This window comes from Paenibacillus dokdonensis (genome assembly GCF_004916975.1).
GTDB lineage: Bacteria > Bacillota > Bacilli > Paenibacillales > Paenibacillaceae > Paenibacillus_AQ > Paenibacillus_AQ dokdonensis.
The window spans coordinates 3,280,438-3,295,358 of the sequence record NZ_STGQ01000001.1 but is presented as its reverse complement, the minus strand read 5'-3'; the positions used below and the strand labels follow the sequence as shown (position 1 = coordinate 3,295,358).

General features: G+C 46.9%; 15 protein-coding genes and 1 other annotated feature. Of the genes, 14 read left to right on the top strand and 1 reads right to left on the bottom strand.

The features are described from left to right. Window positions 1–116 precede the first annotated feature (116 nt). From E6W40_RS15275 to E6W40_RS15210, 14 genes are all read left to right on the top strand, one after another. Complete coding sequence (locus tag E6W40_RS15275) at window positions 117–911, top strand: segregation and condensation protein A (protein WP_136606234.1); 795 nt, start codon at window positions 117–119, stop codon at window positions 909–911. Next, on the top strand, window positions 880–1,479 hold the full coding sequence (scpB, locus tag E6W40_RS15270) for an SMC-Scp complex subunit ScpB (protein WP_136606233.1): 600 nt from the start codon (window positions 880–882) through the stop codon (window positions 1,477–1,479). The genes E6W40_RS15275 and scpB overlap by 32 nt, the downstream gene beginning before the upstream one ends. A gap of 172 nt (window positions 1,480–1,651) precedes the next feature. After that, complete coding sequence (locus tag E6W40_RS15265) at window positions 1,652–2,368, top strand: DUF2953 domain-containing protein (RefSeq protein WP_168928940.1); 717 nt, start codon at window positions 1,652–1,654, stop codon at window positions 2,366–2,368. A gap of 101 nt (window positions 2,369–2,469) precedes the next feature. After that, on the top strand, window positions 2,470–2,949 hold the full coding sequence (gene ytfJ / locus E6W40_RS15260) for a GerW family sporulation protein (protein WP_136606231.1): 480 nt from the start codon (window positions 2,470–2,472) through the stop codon (window positions 2,947–2,949). A gap of 123 nt (window positions 2,950–3,072) precedes the next feature. Beyond that, a complete protein-coding gene (locus E6W40_RS15255) occupies window positions 3,073–4,251 on the top strand; it encodes a D-alanyl-D-alanine carboxypeptidase family protein (RefSeq protein ID WP_136606230.1) in 1,179 nt (392 codons plus the stop codon). Window positions 4,252–4,289: 38 nt separating this feature from the next. After that, window positions 4,290–4,943, top strand: a complete 654-nt coding sequence (locus tag E6W40_RS15250) for a nucleoside recognition domain-containing protein (protein WP_136606229.1) — start codon at window positions 4,290–4,292, stop codon at window positions 4,941–4,943. 6 nt (window positions 4,944–4,949) lie between these two features. After that, window positions 4,950–5,483 carry a spore maturation protein gene (locus E6W40_RS15245; RefSeq protein WP_136606228.1) on the top strand — a complete coding sequence of 178 codons (534 nt, stop codon included), beginning with the start codon at window positions 4,950–4,952 and terminating at the stop codon, window positions 5,481–5,483. Between the two features lie 89 nt (window positions 5,484–5,572). Continuing rightward, the gene (locus tag E6W40_RS15240; RefSeq protein WP_136606227.1) at window positions 5,573–5,914 is read left to right on the top strand and encodes an N-acetylmuramoyl-L-alanine amidase; all 342 of its coding nucleotides are present in this window, start codon (window positions 5,573–5,575) and stop codon (window positions 5,912–5,914) included. 21 nt (window positions 5,915–5,935) lie between these two features. Beyond that, a complete protein-coding gene (locus E6W40_RS15235; protein ID WP_136606226.1) occupies window positions 5,936–6,676 on the top strand; it encodes a pseudouridine synthase in 741 nt (246 codons plus the stop codon). Window positions 6,677–6,805: 129 nt separating this feature from the next. Continuing rightward, on the top strand, window positions 6,806–7,330 hold the full coding sequence (gene resA / locus E6W40_RS15230; protein WP_136606225.1) for a thiol-disulfide oxidoreductase ResA: 525 nt from the start codon (window positions 6,806–6,808) through the stop codon (window positions 7,328–7,330). Beyond that, entirely contained in the window at window positions 7,330–9,021 is a 1,692-nt protein-coding gene (gene resB, locus E6W40_RS15225; RefSeq protein ID WP_136606224.1) for a cytochrome c biogenesis protein ResB, read from the top strand. The genes resA and resB overlap by 1 nt, the downstream gene beginning before the upstream one ends. Continuing rightward, on the top strand, window positions 9,018–10,277 hold the full coding sequence (gene ccsA, locus E6W40_RS15220) for a cytochrome c biogenesis protein CcsA (RefSeq protein ID WP_136606223.1): 1,260 nt from the start codon (window positions 9,018–9,020) through the stop codon (window positions 10,275–10,277). The genes resB and ccsA overlap by 4 nt, the downstream gene beginning before the upstream one ends. 138 nt (window positions 10,278–10,415) lie before the next feature. After that, window positions 10,416–11,132 (top strand): response regulator transcription factor, encoded by a 717-nt coding sequence (locus E6W40_RS15215; protein WP_136606222.1) that lies wholly within the window; start codon window positions 10,416–10,418, stop codon window positions 11,130–11,132. 1 nt (window position 11,133) lies between these two features. Continuing rightward, entirely contained in the window at window positions 11,134–12,576 is a 1,443-nt protein-coding gene (locus E6W40_RS15210; protein ID WP_136606221.1) for a HAMP domain-containing sensor histidine kinase, read from the top strand. A gap of 155 nt (window positions 12,577–12,731) precedes the next feature. Here the strand turns inward: E6W40_RS15210 and serA are convergent, their stop codons facing one another. Continuing rightward, window positions 12,732–14,321 carry a phosphoglycerate dehydrogenase gene (gene serA, locus E6W40_RS15205; RefSeq protein ID WP_136606220.1) on the bottom strand — a complete coding sequence of 530 codons (1,590 nt, stop codon included), beginning with the start codon at window positions 14,319–14,321 and terminating at the stop codon, window positions 12,732–12,734. A 242-nt stretch (window positions 14,322–14,563) separates the two neighbouring features. Then, window positions 14,564–14,798 (bottom strand) — a binding site (T-box leader). Window positions 14,799–14,921: the final 123 nt, after the last annotated feature.

The following is a 14,921-nucleotide window of genomic DNA, read 5'->3' as shown; positions in this document are numbered from 1 at the left end:
ATCATGCTTAGTTAATGTAGTGCCTTTACATAGGGCACTACATTTTTTTAATATAGAAGTAGAAGTAGTGCTGATAAAATTTGATAGATTGATCTATTATGGACGGAGGATAGGCCGTGAACACAGTATTATACAAGCTGGAGACATTTGAGGGTCCGCTCGATTTGCTGCTTCACCTGATAGACAAAGCGGAAATCAATATCCAGGATATCCCCGTCAGCGAGATTACCGACCAATATATGGAGTATTTGCACAGCATGCAGGAGCTGGAACTCGATATTACAAGTGAGTTTCTGGTGATGGCAGCCACGCTGCTATCCATTAAATCGAAGCTTCTATTACCGAAGCCCCCGGTTTTCATCATGGACGAATTTGATTTTTACGATGAAGAGGATCTTGATCCGCGTGCGGAGCTGGTGCAGAAGCTGATCGAATACCGGAAGTATAAAGGAATTGCCAAGCATTTGCAGGAGAAGGAATGGGAACGGAGCCTGCTCTATGCGAAAGAGCCAGAGGATTTGACTCCATGGGTGCCGGCGGTAACCGAGAATCCGGTGCGGGGCCTCCATGCTTCAGATTTGGTCGCCGCGTTCCAGAAAGCTCTCCGCAAAGCGGTTAAACGGACAACCTATACCCGCATTCAGCGGGATGAGATATCGGTCAAGGACCGGATCAGACAGGTCGTAAACGTACTTGAGCAGTCTGGGCGGGGCGGCAAAGTGCTGTTCTCCAGGCTTTTACATGAAGACATGATGAGACATGAGATCGTCGTAACCTTTCTGGCCATATTGGAGCTGATGAAGATGAAACAAATTCTATGTTATCAGGAAAAGCTCTTCGACGATATTGTAATGGAATGGAAAGGGGGAGAGCAGGATCATGGACTTTCCGAAATTGAAATCGATTATTGAGGGACTTCTGTTTCTTTCAGGGGATGAAGGCCTTACGGTCAAACAAATTGCCGAAATTGTGGATCACCGGGCAGAGCTTGTTGCTGATGCGCTCACGGAAATGAAAGAGGATTTTGAACAGCAGCAGCGGGGTATTCAGGTGCTGCAAATTGCAGGAAGCTACCAGCTGACCACGCTCGGGGATCATGCAGCATATTATGAAAAGCTGGCCTATTCGCCTTCCCGGTCCTCTCTGTCCCAGGCAGCGCTCGAAACGTTGGCCATCGTAGCCTACCGCCAGCCCATTACCCGGGTTGAGATTGAGGAGATCCGCGGCGTCAAATCGGAGCGTGCCATTCAGACGTTGGTACATAAGGATCTAATAGAAGAGATTGGACGAGCAGAGGCGATTGGACGACCGATTTTATACGGGACCACAAAGTCATTCCTCGATTATTTTGGCCTTCCAAGTCTACAGGCGCTTCCGGAACCGCAATTATTTGAAAGCACGGAAAATCTGGAGGAAGAAACGCAGCTTCTGTTCGAAAAGCTGGACGGCAGACAACTTACGATCGATGATGTGAACTAATATGTTAAATTGAACCGGTAATCTAGATCATAGATTGCCGGTTTTTTATTTTGATCAGACGCACATGAATCATGTCCACACTGAGCATATAATATAAATCCGAATCTTTTCCAGCTTAGTATGCCATACTATGTCCGAAGATAACGAATGGTCATTTGTAGGGGGCTATATTGTGTGGATTACGCTGGCTGTTATAGCCGTTATTCTCATATTGCTTGCCGCTGCCGCCATGTCGAACATCATCTGCACCATCCGTTTCAGCAAGGATGGTCATGATGATAAGGCAATAATCGACATCCATATGCTGTACGGACTGGTACGGTTTCATTATGAAATGCCCAAACTTGTGTTTGAAAATATGAAAAAAGGCTTTCTCCTTAAGCTTGAAAAAGGCAGCAACCTGAGCCGGAATTCGGGAAACACGACGCATACCCGGATTAATAAGAAAAAAACGGATTTATGGGCTCATGAAATCCGGATTTTGTTAAGATCGACCGCTTCATTAAAAAAATGGCTTCAGCGGACATTTTCCCATGTTCGGGTTCACGAGCTGAAGTGGTCAACTAATTTCTCAACAGGCGAAGCCGAGTGGACTGCCATCGCTTCGGGTGTATTATGGAGCATCAAAACAACGCTGATCGGCTGGTTATCCTTTCAGGTCCGTATGAAAAGCAGTCCCCGGATAAATGTCATTCCCGTGTTCAAAGACGAGATGCTTTTTTCGACGGAATTTTATTGTGTTTCCCGGCTATCCTTCGGTTACGCCCTATTCGCTGCCATTATTCTGTTATCACGGATTCTGAAAGTGGAAGGCGGATTGAAAAAATGGATTCGCTTATACCGACAGAGGAAAGGTAAGGGGAAGGGGCAGAAAGTTCCAAGTGTTTGACATGGAGATGAGTAAAATCCCTCCTACATACTCGATATGAAGTTGGGCAAACTAATTTTTGAAATGACCTTATTTAGATTTCATGAAGGAGGAAGCAGCAAATGACCGATCATCCAATTCAAGGCCTCATGCAGACCGCTATGGAAAACATCAAAGGCATGGTTGATGTGAATACAATTGTGGGAGATCCCGTTCAAACACCGGATGGCAGCGTGATTCTTCCGATCAGTAAAGTGGGGTTTGGGTTTGCAGCCGGAGGCAGCGATTTTAACGGAGAATATGCCGGTAAAGACGTTAACGCAAACGGCCAAAACCACAACGATCTTAAATCTTCCATGCCATTTGGCGGCGGTAGCGGCGGTGGTGTATCTATTCGTCCAATCGCGTTTCTTGTTGTGGGTAAAGAAGGTGTGCATATCGTGCCGCTGGATAATCAAACCCATCTGTTTGAGAAGCTGATCGACTCTGCACCGATGATGGTTGAAAAGATCCAGTCCATGTTCCAAACCAATCCTGCTTCAACCGCTGGCGTAAATACTACACAAACACCAGTCGAGCAACCCAATCCAACGTTTTATTAACACTTGCCCGTCCCCTTCCAGCCGGAGGGGATTTTTTTGTGTGAATGAACGCAGGGGCATAACCGCCTGAAGACAAGCATATACTTGTACAAGATTTTCAAGAATCCCGGAGGAAAGATAACCATGCGGATAAAATCAATCACTTGCTGGATCGCTATGATTGCACTTTTGCTGACCTTCAGCGTACCGGTTTCAGCGCAAAACAGACCATCTCTTCCTGAATTGTACACACATGCGCAGGCTGCCGCTTTGATCGATGTAACATCAGGGCGATTGCTGTATTCCAGCCATGGAGATGATGAGCTGCGGATTGCCAGCTTGACTAAAATCATGACGGCCATTGTTGCCATTGAACACGGAGATTTCAAGAAACCGGTCAAGGTAAGCAAAAATGCTTTTGGAAAAGAGGGCTCATCCATCTATCTCAAGCTGGGTGAAGAGATGACCCTTGAAAATATGCTCTACGGCCTAATGCTCCGTTCAGGGAATGATGCAGCTACGGCAATTGCCGAACATGTTGGCGGGTCAGAGGAAGGCTTTGTATATTTAATGAATGAAGAAGCAAAACAGCTTGGTCTGGTGCATTCACAATTTGCCAACCCCCATGGGCTCGATGCGGAAGGTCATTATTCATCGGCGAATGATCTGGCCAAGCTGACAGCCTATGCACTGCATAATCCCGTTTTCCGGAATATCGTCAAGACACCAACCAAAAAAGCACCGAATCCTAATGAGTCCTGGGATTACAAATGGGATAACAAGAACAAAATGCTTAGATTGTACGATGGAGCCGATGGCGTGAAGACTGGGTATACCAAAAAAGCATTTCGCTGTCTGGTTAGCTCGGCAACACGCAATGGCCAGCAGTTGGTCGCTGTGACGCTGAATGATGGGGATGACTGGAATGATCATGGCAAAATGCTGGACTACGGCTTTGAATACTATCCCTTGTCCTCATTGATGGAGAAAGGGGAAGCTGTAAAGGGCTATGATCTGGTGGTAAGTAATACCTTCCAATATCCCTTTGCCAAAGGTGAACAGGATGGAGTCGAAAAAAAGCTGGTTCTCCATCAGCCTGTTAGAGAAGGGAGCACAGATGTAAGCTTTGGACTGCGGGGGGAAATACAGATTTATCTTGAGGGGAAGCAAGTGGGAGTGGTTCCGGTTTATCAGAAAGGAAGTTTCCTGCCTGCTGAAAAAGAACGGAATCCAGTCCAGAACACAATGGCTCCGGTGCATCCATCGACCTTTGCCGGAGCGCTGTCAGAAGTGGTTAAAAAACTGTTCCTGCAGCATGACTAACCGTCGATAATGGGAGAAGCGGGAGAGGAGAATGTCTAATGATCAATGTCATTTGGCTGGCGCTGATCGTCATCGGATTTGGGTTTGCAGCTGCGCAGGGGAATATAGAAATCGTAACCTCAGCTGCGTTTGACGGAGCCAAAACCGGTGTCACCGTATGTTTTGGGCTCATCAGTGTGCTGGTATTTTGGCTGGGAATGATGAAGCTGGCCGAGGACTCGGGGCTCCTTCAAAAAATTGCGAAGCTGATGAGCCCGGTCGTAAGATTCTTGTTCCCCGACGTGCCCAAAAACCATCCTGCAATGGGGTACATCCTTTCTAATATGAGTGCGAATTTGCTCGGACTTGGCAATGCAGCAACACCGATGGGGATTAAGGCGATGCAGGAACTGCAAACGCTGAATCCGGATAAAACTGCGGCAAGTCCGGCGATGTGTACACTGTTGGCCTTAAATACGGCGAGTATAACCTTAATTCCAACGACTTTGATTGCCATACGAATGAATTACCAGTCGGCCAACCCGACAGAAATCGTTGGCACAACGCTAGCAGCCACGATAGTGGCGACTCTTGCCGCGGTGGCGGCAGACAGATGGTACCGCAGGAAATTTTTGAACCGACATCCAAAGCCCCCAATTTCAATGGGTCCATCATCAGCCTTAAAACAGGACATTCCGGATATGAAAGGATGATTTCGGATGACTGCAATCATTAATATGATTTCAGCGTGGGCGATCCCTGTTTTGATCGCCTTCATTCCGCTTTTTGCCTTTACGAGAAGGGTGCCTGTGTACGAATCCTTTGTCATTGGTGCAAAGGAAGGCTTCCAAACGGCCATTCAGATCATACCCAATCTTGTTGGCATGATGGTAGCCATTAGCGTATTCAGGGCTTCCGGCGCACTGGACTTTTTTATGGGCTGGACAGGCCCGTTTTTGCATCGGCTGGGAGTACCGAGTGAAATCTTACCCCTTGGACTTTTGCGCCCATTAACGGGTACAGGCTCACTCGCATTCGCTACAGATCTGATTTCGGTATATGGGCCCGATTCCATGATTGGAAGGATGGCTTCTACGATTCAAGGCAGTACAGATACGACGCTGTATGTTTTAACTGTATATATGGGAGCGGTAGGCGTCCGTAATGGCAGGTACTCACTAAAAGTCGGTCTCTTTTCTGATGTGATCGGATTTATAGCTTCAATTGCCGTATGCCTTCTCTTTTTCGGCTGAAAATAATCCCCGTTTATGAGCGTAACGTAATGATAGACACCTCATATACTGTACCACGCATGAATTTGTACAGGGATTGAGGTGAAATCATGACATTTGAAGGCTTTATTATTCATCATTCCTCTTGCACGTCCATCAATGGAGTCGGCTATGATTTCTGGATCGGAGCGGACGGCTTCGTGACCTCGGCTCCTTTATTGACGGACCCATCCCATATTCATATCTGTCTGGAAGGCAATTTCAATAGGGACTACGAGCTGTTGGGTCCTGCTGAAAAACAGCAGCTTTTTATTGCCAGCAAACTCATTATGGAGCTGTCCAGACAGTATGACATTTCTCCCCTTTTTCTTTATCCGCACACACCTTCCTGTCCGGGAAAAGAATTTCCCTGGAATGAACTTGTGATTTACCCTTCTCACGGGTATCATTAGTTTGAGGTGACCTAATAAACAATGGAAAGATTACAGAAAATTTTAGCACAGGCAGGTATCGCATCTAGACGCAAATGCGAGGAATTGATACTGGCCGGCAAGGTGGAAGTTAACGGGGAAACCGTTACTGCGCTTGGAACAAAGGCGGACCCCGAACAAGATATCATCACGGTGGCAGGCAAGCCGATCAGAAATGAAAACAAGATTTACATTATGCTGAACAAACCCAAAGGCGTCATTACAAGTGCATCGGACCCTGCCGGACGCAAGATTGTTACGGATTATGTAAAAGGCATCAAGGAACGGATCTATCCGGTAGGACGTCTGGATTACGACACAGAGGGACTTCTGCTGCTGACAAATGATGGCGAATTTGCGAATATGCTGACGCATCCGAAGCATCATGTGCCCAAAACATATCTCGCGACCGTAGAGGGTATTCCTCACGGCAGCGAGCTGGACAAGCTGCGCGCGGGAATTAAGCTGGAGGACGGTATGACTTCCCCTGCAGAAGTCGAATATAAGGATATCGATACCGAGAAAAAAGAGGCTGTAATCAGCATTACGATTCATGAAGGCAGAAACCGTCAGGTGCGCCGGATGTTCGAAGCGATTTCCCATAAAGTCATCCGTCTGAAGCGGATTTCGTTCGGTGATTTGCTGCTCCAGAATCTGAAGCGCGGACTCTATCGTCATTTAACGAAGGATGAAATAGAGAGCCTGAAGAATATGGCTATATCCGGAAAACAGGGTAAAAAATAGCTCGGAAGGTCACACAATATTCATAACCAGCCTCCACAAATATGACATGTTTTCGATATAATTGTTCATAGGATGTTCAAAACCTGCGATGGAAAACATGAGATTTGTCATAGTAAAGGAGCATTTGGCATGGGTAAATCAAGGAAGAAAATTCAGATAATTATCCTGCTTTTGATCGTTGTTCTGGGCGGATATGCCATTGTTTCGCAAGTGTCTGGTTCGGGCGGCAAGCCTACGGAAGGCAGCAAAGCGCCGAATTTCGACCTTCTCGGTCTGGATGGCAAGGCTCATAAGCTGGATGAATACAAGGGAAAGGCTATGGTTCTTAATTTTTGGGGAACCTGGTGCGGACCTTGTGTGAAGGAAATGCCGGCTCTGCAGGCACAATGGGAAAAATGGAAGGATCAAGACGTGGTTGTGGTCGGAATTAATGCCGGTGAGGACAAGATGGCTGTCGAAAATTTCGTGAATAGTGTTAACGTGAATTTCCCGATTCTTCTTGATCCGAATAAGGATGCTATCGCAAAATACGGCATTTCGCCGTTGCCTACCACCCTTTTTGTGTCCAAGGACGGGAAAATTAACAAGATTCATCTCGGTCAACTGGATTTGGCCACCCTCGACAAACAAATTGCAGAGCTGGTGAAATCGTAATGTTACAAGAAGTAATCGCTTTTAAAAACACAAAATGCGAGTGCGGACACCAGAATCCGGTGGGCACCGTACTTTGCGAGGCCTGTGGCAGACCGCTTGAAGAAGAGGACCGTGAGTCTACCGAAGTTCTGGAAATGCGTTATGACGGAATGGCGCGCAGATCGCAGCGCGTCAATCCGAATTTCATCGACCGCATTTGGAACTTCTTTTCTTCTGTCAAAATAGCAGTATACATGATCATCCTGACGCTGATCGGTTCGATGCTCGGTTCGATATTTCCTCAGGAAAGCACTTTCCTGAACGTCGATCCTTCGACCTATTACAAGGATACCTATGGAACCTGGGGCCTGGTCTATTACAAGCTTGGATTGACACATACTTATGAATCCTGGTGGTTTATTCTGCTGCTCGTGATGATTGGAGCATCGCTGATTATATGCAGCCTGGACCGGGTTCTCCCGCTTTATAAAGCACTTACCAAACAAAGAATACTTAAGCACATGCAGTTTTTGACGCGTCAGCGGGTTGTTTATCAGGGCCCGGTTGAAGGTACAGTTGAGGATTGGATGAAGCAGGTGTCAGCCCCGATCAAAAAGAAGGGCTATCGTGTGTACACAGACGGAAACGCTCTCTTGGCGGAAAAATACCGCTTTAGCCGCTGGGGCCCTTATGTTATTCACATCGGCCTCATCATCTTTTTGCTTGCCGTTCTGGCACGTGGTTTGCCTGGACTGAAAATGGACCAGCATATTCCTTTTCCCGAAGGGGAAATCAAACACATACCGGATACTTCTTTTTATCTGAAAAACGAGAAGTTCACAGTCGAGTATTATACGCAGGAGGAAATGCCGGAGGAGTTCCGCAATAAAGGCAAGACTCTTCCCAAGCTGTTTAATACCCAAGCTACATTGTATCAATGCACTGCCGATTGTGATGATCCGACCAAAGAACCAAAGCTTGAAGAAGTGACAAAGCATAATATTCAGGTGAATGATCCTTTGGACTACAAGGGCCTGATGGCATACCAGTTTGACTATGACATGACTCCGATATTGCGAGCGGTGAGTCCATCTTTGGTAGATGTCAAGACGGGCCAAGACTTCGGGAAATTCAAGCTGGATATCAGAAATCCGCAACGCAACTATACGGTTGGCGACTATTCGCTTGAATTGAAAGAAAAGTACAATGACTTTGGTCTTGATGAAAATGGCAAGCCTGTCACGAAAACTCCGAATCCAAATGCGCCGGCATTTCTTTTCCTGATTAAAGGTCCGGATCTGCCAGCTGCGGGTGTGCAGTATATCTATTTTCCGAAAGAAATTGATAAAGAGCGTTTTCAGCAAGATGCCATCAACACCAAGCTGAATGGAGGAAGTGCTCCGCTCATGCTTGACGTGAAGGGTATGGAAAATGTCGATTTCTCTTTATCTACCTCATACTTGAATATTCGCGTGGATAAGGTAATGCCGTTTATCTGGATCGGCGCCAGCATCGTGATGCTTGGCCTCGTGCTGGGATTCTACTGGCAGCACCGCCGGATCTGGCTGCGGATTGATGACGGTATGTTGACACTCGGAGCACACACCAATAAAAACTGGTTCGGCATACGCCGGGAGATCTCGGCCATTCTGAAAAAAATGAATCTGGATGTGGACGAAAAGTCCATGGATAACGGAGGAAAAAACGCATGAAGTTATTGGATTTCAGCAGCAATATGTTTGTCGTTGCATTCTTCCTTTACTGCGCGGCATTTATATTATTCGCCGTTGCTCTGATGGGCCGCAGGTGGAGCAATCGCGACCCTGAAGCACATATGAAAAAATGGGGGGGGATCGCCTTTCTGGGTTCGTCCCTGGGTCTGATCTTCCATCTGATATTTTTCGTGACCCGCTGGATTGGCGGCGAACATATTCCGGTCAGTAACATGTATGAATTTATGTCATTCCTGTCGATGATGGTTATGGTCGCGTTTACGGTCGTATACCTGATATACAGAAAGACATTGCTTGGTTTGTTCGCCGTACCGATTACCATTATTATTATGGCATACGCTGCGGTGTTCCCGCAGGAAGTGCAGCCGCTGATCCCATCGCTGCAATCCTACTGGCTCAAGATTCACGTTACTTTAGCTGCAGCGGGTGAGTCCTTCTTCGCCATCGGTTTTGCAGCCGGATTTATGTACTTGATTCGCACGGTTGATTTTAAGAGTAAAGAGAAGAAAGCAAAAAAACAGCAGCGCTGGGTAGAAGTTATTTTCTTTTCAATCATCCTTGTTATATCCTTTATAGCTACTGTATTTATTTTCCGCTCAGCCGGTTATGAGTCGGTGTTTACGCAAACGAAAGTAACGGGTCAAGTAGGCGCACAAACAACGATTACCGAGAAAGTATCCTATAAACTGCCGCCGATCGTTGGACCGTATCACAGCAAGATCGAAAGCTATGAGCCATTCCTGGGTATGAGCAAGCCGTTGTTTAATGCTCCATCTTGGATGAACGGGGTAAATGCCGGACGTAAATTCAACACGATTATCTGGTCAGTTCTCACCGGTCTCATTCTTTACGGTATTCTGCGTCTGATCGTCCGCAAGCCGCTTGGCCGCGCCGCTTCTCCATTAATGGATGGCATTGATGCGGACGATTTGGATGAGATCAGCTACCGCGCCATTGCGATTGGTTTCCCGATCTTTACTTTAGGTGCTCTCATCTTTGCAATGATCTGGGCACAAATTGCCTGGGGTATCTTCTGGAGCTGGGATCCGAAAGAGGTATGGGCGCTTATCTGCTGGCTGTTCTACAGTGCTTATCTGCATCTCAGACTTTCCCGCGGCTGGCAGGGCAGTAATTCGGCCTGGCTCGCGGTTATTGGCTTCCTTGTAGTTATGTTCACTCTGGTCGGGGTAAATCTGGTTATCGCAGGTTTGCATTCCTATGCAGGTGTTGAATAACATTCATTAATCGACAAAAACCATCATAAAGAGAATCCGTTTCGCATTTGATGTTGAATGTTGAAGCGGATTTTCGCTATAATTGTCCTTTGAGAGCAAGTGGAAGATCTTCGTATGAACATAAAGGGGTTGTTGTCTATGTCAGAGCACGGAAATCGAATACTGGTTGTGGACGATGAAGAACGGATTCGACGTTTGCTTAAAATGTATTTGGAAAAAGAAGGTTATGAAGTGGAAGAAGCGGAAGATGGAGAAACGGCGCTGCGCAAAGCTTCCAATCAAGATTATGGACTTATACTGCTGGATTTGATGCTGCCAGGAATGGATGGCATGGAGGTCTGCACCCGTTTAAGACAATTAAAATCAACACCAATCCTGATGCTGACGGCCAAGGGTGAGGAAATCAACCGTGTTCAAGGTTTTGAAGTCGGTGCGGATGATTACGTTGTTAAGCCGTTTAGTCCCCGGGAAGTTATATATCGTGTAAAGGCGATCCTGAGACGTTCTTCAGCTACTGCTTATCTGTCGAAGGATAGTAATTCCAGCAACAATATTGTATTCCCTTATCTTGTTATCGAACATGATGCGCACCGGGTAACCGCAAGCGGACATGAAGTCAGTTTGACACCAAAGGAATATGAGCTCCTGCATTATCTTGCAGTTTCACCTGACAAGGTATTTTCAAGAGAAGAACTGCTGAAGGATGTATGGAATTACGAGTTCTTCGGTGATTTGCGTACCGTGGATACGCATGTCAAAAGATTAAGGGAAAAGCTGAACAAAGTATCTCCGGAATCGGCTGCCATGATTACAACCGTATGGGGAGTCGGTTATAAGTTAGAGGTGCCAAAGTAACGTGAACTTCTGGACATCGCTGGTCGGTAAATTGTGGGCAACGATCATATGCCTGGTGGCATGTATTCTGATTATCATGGCCTTGTTCCTGCTTCCGTATATCGATACCAATTTTTCGAACAATTCCGGAGATATTAAGCGTCTATTCACCTATACGGCGATCATCGGCTTTTCGATGACCACCTTTTTTGCGCTATTCCTTCTCACCAAAATTACCCAGCCTATGCAAAAGCTGATCAGCGCAACAGAAGCGATTAGCAAAGGCGAGTACAGCACCCGTCTGTCCATCGTAACCAGCGATGAGATTGGAAAGCTCGCTAATACGTTTAACCATATGGCTACTGAGCTTGAAGACAATATCCGCAATCTCAATCAGGAAAAGGAACATTTGGCTAGTGTACTGCGAAGCATGAGTGATGCAGTGATTACGATTGACAACTCTGGCCATATTATTTTGACTAATCCACCAGCTCAGAAGCTGATTCCCAAGTGGAAGGATATCGATTGGGATATGGATGAGTCAGAGGAGCTTGAAGGTCCATTCGAGGAGAAGGTACCTAAACCGCTGTTGGACTTGTTTGGACTGATGCTTCAGGAAAGTGCGGATGTAAGTGCGGATGTGCATGTCAAGCAGGGGGTATGGTCTGTACATATGGCTCCCCTGTATGCTGACAATGATATTCGCGGCGCTGTGGCAGTGCTCAGAGATATAACCGAACAGGTGAAGCTGGAGAAAATGCGACAGGATTTTGTGGCCAATGTGTCCCATGAAATCCGGACGCCGCTTTCGATGATGCAGGGCTACAGTGAAGCTTTACTTGATGGAATGGCTGCATCTCCGGAAGAGAGTGAGGAACTGATTCAGGTTATCCACGATGAATCCTTGCGGATGGGGCGCCTGGTAAAAGATCTGCTCGATCTGGCACGAATGGAGGCCGGTCATACGGATATTCAGCGGAGCAGGCTGGATGTAAATGAGCTGCTCGAACGCGTGTACCGTAAGTTCTCCGTACGGGCGAAGGAAAACGCAATCGAGCTATCCTACAGTAAAAAGTCGGATGATCTCTTTTTGGAGGAGGCGGACGAAGATAAGCTGGAGCAGGTTTTCACAAATCTTCTGGACAACGCATTCCGCCATACACCTGAAGGCAAGCAGATCCGTATTGTAGCCGAACGGGTAGGAGAGGGGCCTGTTACTGATCTGCAGATAAAGATTGAAGATGAAGGTGCAGGAATCCCTCAGGAAGATATTCCGTTTGTATTTGAAAGGTTTTATAAGGCAGATAAAGCCAGAGTGCGCGGAGGTTCCAATGGAACGGGGCTCGGGCTTGCAATCGTGAAAAGTATCGTAGAATCCCATTCCGGATCGATTCGAGTTACAAGCCAGCTTGGCGAAGGAACCATATTCTCGATACGACTTCCTGTCGAAAGCCATAAATCTTGATAGCATACCAAGAAACACCTCATTCTGGGGTGTTTTTTGTTGAAGTTGAAAGATTAATCTTGTTCAACGTGGAACAATCGATGATGCCCAAAAAGCGCATACCCTCTAATAGGGCATGCGCTTTTTGGTTATTTGATTTAATTTCTCGCTTATCGTTACAGCGTAATTTCGATGGCACGGTTCAGTTCAGCAAGGGTTGTCAGCTGAACCAGCACATCTTTTTGGACAGCTTTGTCAACGGACAGAATCATAATGGCTGCGCCACCGATGATCTTACGACCCACCTGCATGGAGGCGATGTTGACGTCGTTTTGGCCGAGAAGCGTACCAACACTGCCAATAATACCTGGCTTATCGTTATGGGAAATGAGAATTTGATGGCCTTCCGGTGCCATATCAACAGGGAATTTGTCAATTTGTACGATCCGTTCGCCATAACCGTTCAGCAGGGTACCGGCAACCAGAGTTTCCTCATTGTTTTGTGTCTTCAGGGTGACTGTCAGCAAATTCGTGAAGCCCTTGGACTTCGAAGCTTGGGTCACAACCACGTTGATATCCCGCAATTTAGCGAGATGCATGCAATTGACGATGTTTACTTCGCTTCCAAGATGATGCGCAAGCACACCTTTCACAATATAACGGGTCAGTGGCAGTGTATCCACATCCGACAGGTCGCCGGCATAGTCTATATGAATCTCATTGACAGCCTGGTTGGCTGCTTGTGCAGCAAAGCTGCCGAGCTTCTCACCGATTGAGAAGTAAGGCTGCAGACGGCTCATGACGCTTGCGGCTACCGGAGGCATGTTCACAGCGTTTTTAAACGGTTCGTTACGAAGGATATGAAGTACTTCCTCCGAGACGTCAATGGCCACGTTTTCCTGGGCTTCAACGGTCGAAGCGCCAAGGTGAGGCGTCACAATGATTTTTGGATGAGTAAGGAACGGATGATCCTTTTCCGGCGGCTCGCTTTCAAATACGTCAAATGCAGCGCCAGCTACAATGCCTTCATTAATAGCTTCCACGAGAGCCGCTTCATCGATGATTCCACCACGTGCGCAGTTGACAATACGCATGCCCTTTTTCATGACTTCAAACTGTGGACGGGAGATCATATGATGTGTTTCAGGTGTCAGTGGCGTATGAACGGTCATGAAGTCTGCATTCCGAACGATGTCATCCACGGATGCCAGCTTGACTTCCATCTTCTCGGCACGCTCCTGAGTCAGGAAGGGATCGAACGCCAGGATGTTCATACCGAATGCTTTCGCACGCTTCGCTACTTCACTGCCGATCCGTCCCATACCCATGACACCGAGAGTCTTATTGCGTAGCTCGACGCCCAGGAAGGATTTCCGGTCCCATACGCCACCAACCGTTTTTGCATAGGCCTGTGGAATATGCCGGGCCAGAGCCATCATCATGGCAAAGGTATGCTCACAAGTGGTAATGGTATTGCCGTCAGGAGCATTAATAACGATGATTCCGCGCTTGGTAGCTGCCTCAAGATCAATATTATCCACACCTACGCCGGCGCGGCCAACCACCTTGAGATTTGTACCGGCTTCCATAATTTTTTCCGTGACACGTGTTTGGCTGCGGACGAGAAGGGCATCATACTCTCCAATAATGGCAACAAGTTCATCCTCTCCGAGTCCCGTCTTTTTCTCTACCAGGACATCGGCTGCATCCATCAGCTGCTGAATTCCCAGATCACTGATTGGATCCGATACTAACACTTTAAACATGGTTTCTTTCCTCCTCATTCTGTTGGAAAACTTATATAATAGAGGGCTGTATTTCACAAAAAATACATTCCCGTAAAACCATACTCAGATGCTTTGTGGAAATATAGTATTCCCTGGGCAACGCGGTGCTGTATAAAAGAGCAGAGGTATGCTGTTACTCGGATTCCGCCGCAACATGGGGGAACAACGGAAAAATGGCTTAATATAACAAAAAAACCCTCAATCCGCACACTACTTGCGTAGTAAGGGACGAGAGTTGTTCGTGGTACCACCCTAATTCACCGCTGGATATTGCAGCCAGCAGCCTCAGAGGTCTTCTAAAGACCTGATTTGATAACGGAAATGACCCGGTTGCACCTACTGTAAGGTTCAATGCAACTTCTCTGGAACGCTAAGACGGCTTGACTGTCACCGGTTTGCACCAACCACCGGCTCTCTGAAGACTCTCAAGGGTCTTTTTTCCTTCATCGGTTTAACTCGTTAATTTTTTCATAATGTATCACGGCCCCGTGATGGCTGTCAATAGGGAACCTTGGCTCCTTGAATCTTCTGCGCTAAATCTGCTATGATTTTTATGATATTATTTGGCGTTTTCCCTGT

Excerpts from the sequence above, each read along its gene's own strand:
- scpB (WP_136606233.1), top strand. The coding sequence starts at position 880 with ATGGACTTTCCGAAATTGAAATCGATTATTGAGGGACTTCTGTTTCTT.
- ytfJ (WP_136606231.1), top strand. The coding sequence starts at position 2,470 with ATGACCGATCATCCAATTCAAGGCCTCATGCAGACCGCTATGGAAAAC.
- E6W40_RS15255 (WP_136606230.1), top strand. The coding sequence starts at position 3,073 with ATGCGGATAAAATCAATCACTTGCTGGATCGCTATGATTGCACTTTTG.
- E6W40_RS15250 (WP_136606229.1), top strand. The coding sequence starts at position 4,290 with ATGATCAATGTCATTTGGCTGGCGCTGATCGTCATCGGATTTGGGTTT.
- E6W40_RS15245 (WP_136606228.1), top strand. The coding sequence starts at position 4,950 with ATGACTGCAATCATTAATATGATTTCAGCGTGGGCGATCCCTGTTTTG.
- E6W40_RS15240 (WP_136606227.1), top strand. The coding sequence starts at position 5,573 with ATGACATTTGAAGGCTTTATTATTCATCATTCCTCTTGCACGTCCATC.
- E6W40_RS15235 (WP_136606226.1), top strand. The coding sequence starts at position 5,936 with ATGGAAAGATTACAGAAAATTTTAGCACAGGCAGGTATCGCATCTAGA.
- resA (WP_136606225.1), top strand. The coding sequence starts at position 6,806 with ATGGGTAAATCAAGGAAGAAAATTCAGATAATTATCCTGCTTTTGATC.
- resB (WP_136606224.1), top strand. The coding sequence starts at position 7,330 with ATGTTACAAGAAGTAATCGCTTTTAAAAACACAAAATGCGAGTGCGGA.
- ccsA (WP_136606223.1), top strand. The coding sequence starts at position 9,018 with ATGAAGTTATTGGATTTCAGCAGCAATATGTTTGTCGTTGCATTCTTC.
- E6W40_RS15215 (WP_136606222.1), top strand. The coding sequence starts at position 10,416 with ATGTCAGAGCACGGAAATCGAATACTGGTTGTGGACGATGAAGAACGG.
- serA (WP_136606220.1), bottom strand. The coding sequence starts at position 14,321 with ATGTTTAAAGTGTTAGTATCGGATCCAATCAGTGATCTGGGAATTCAG.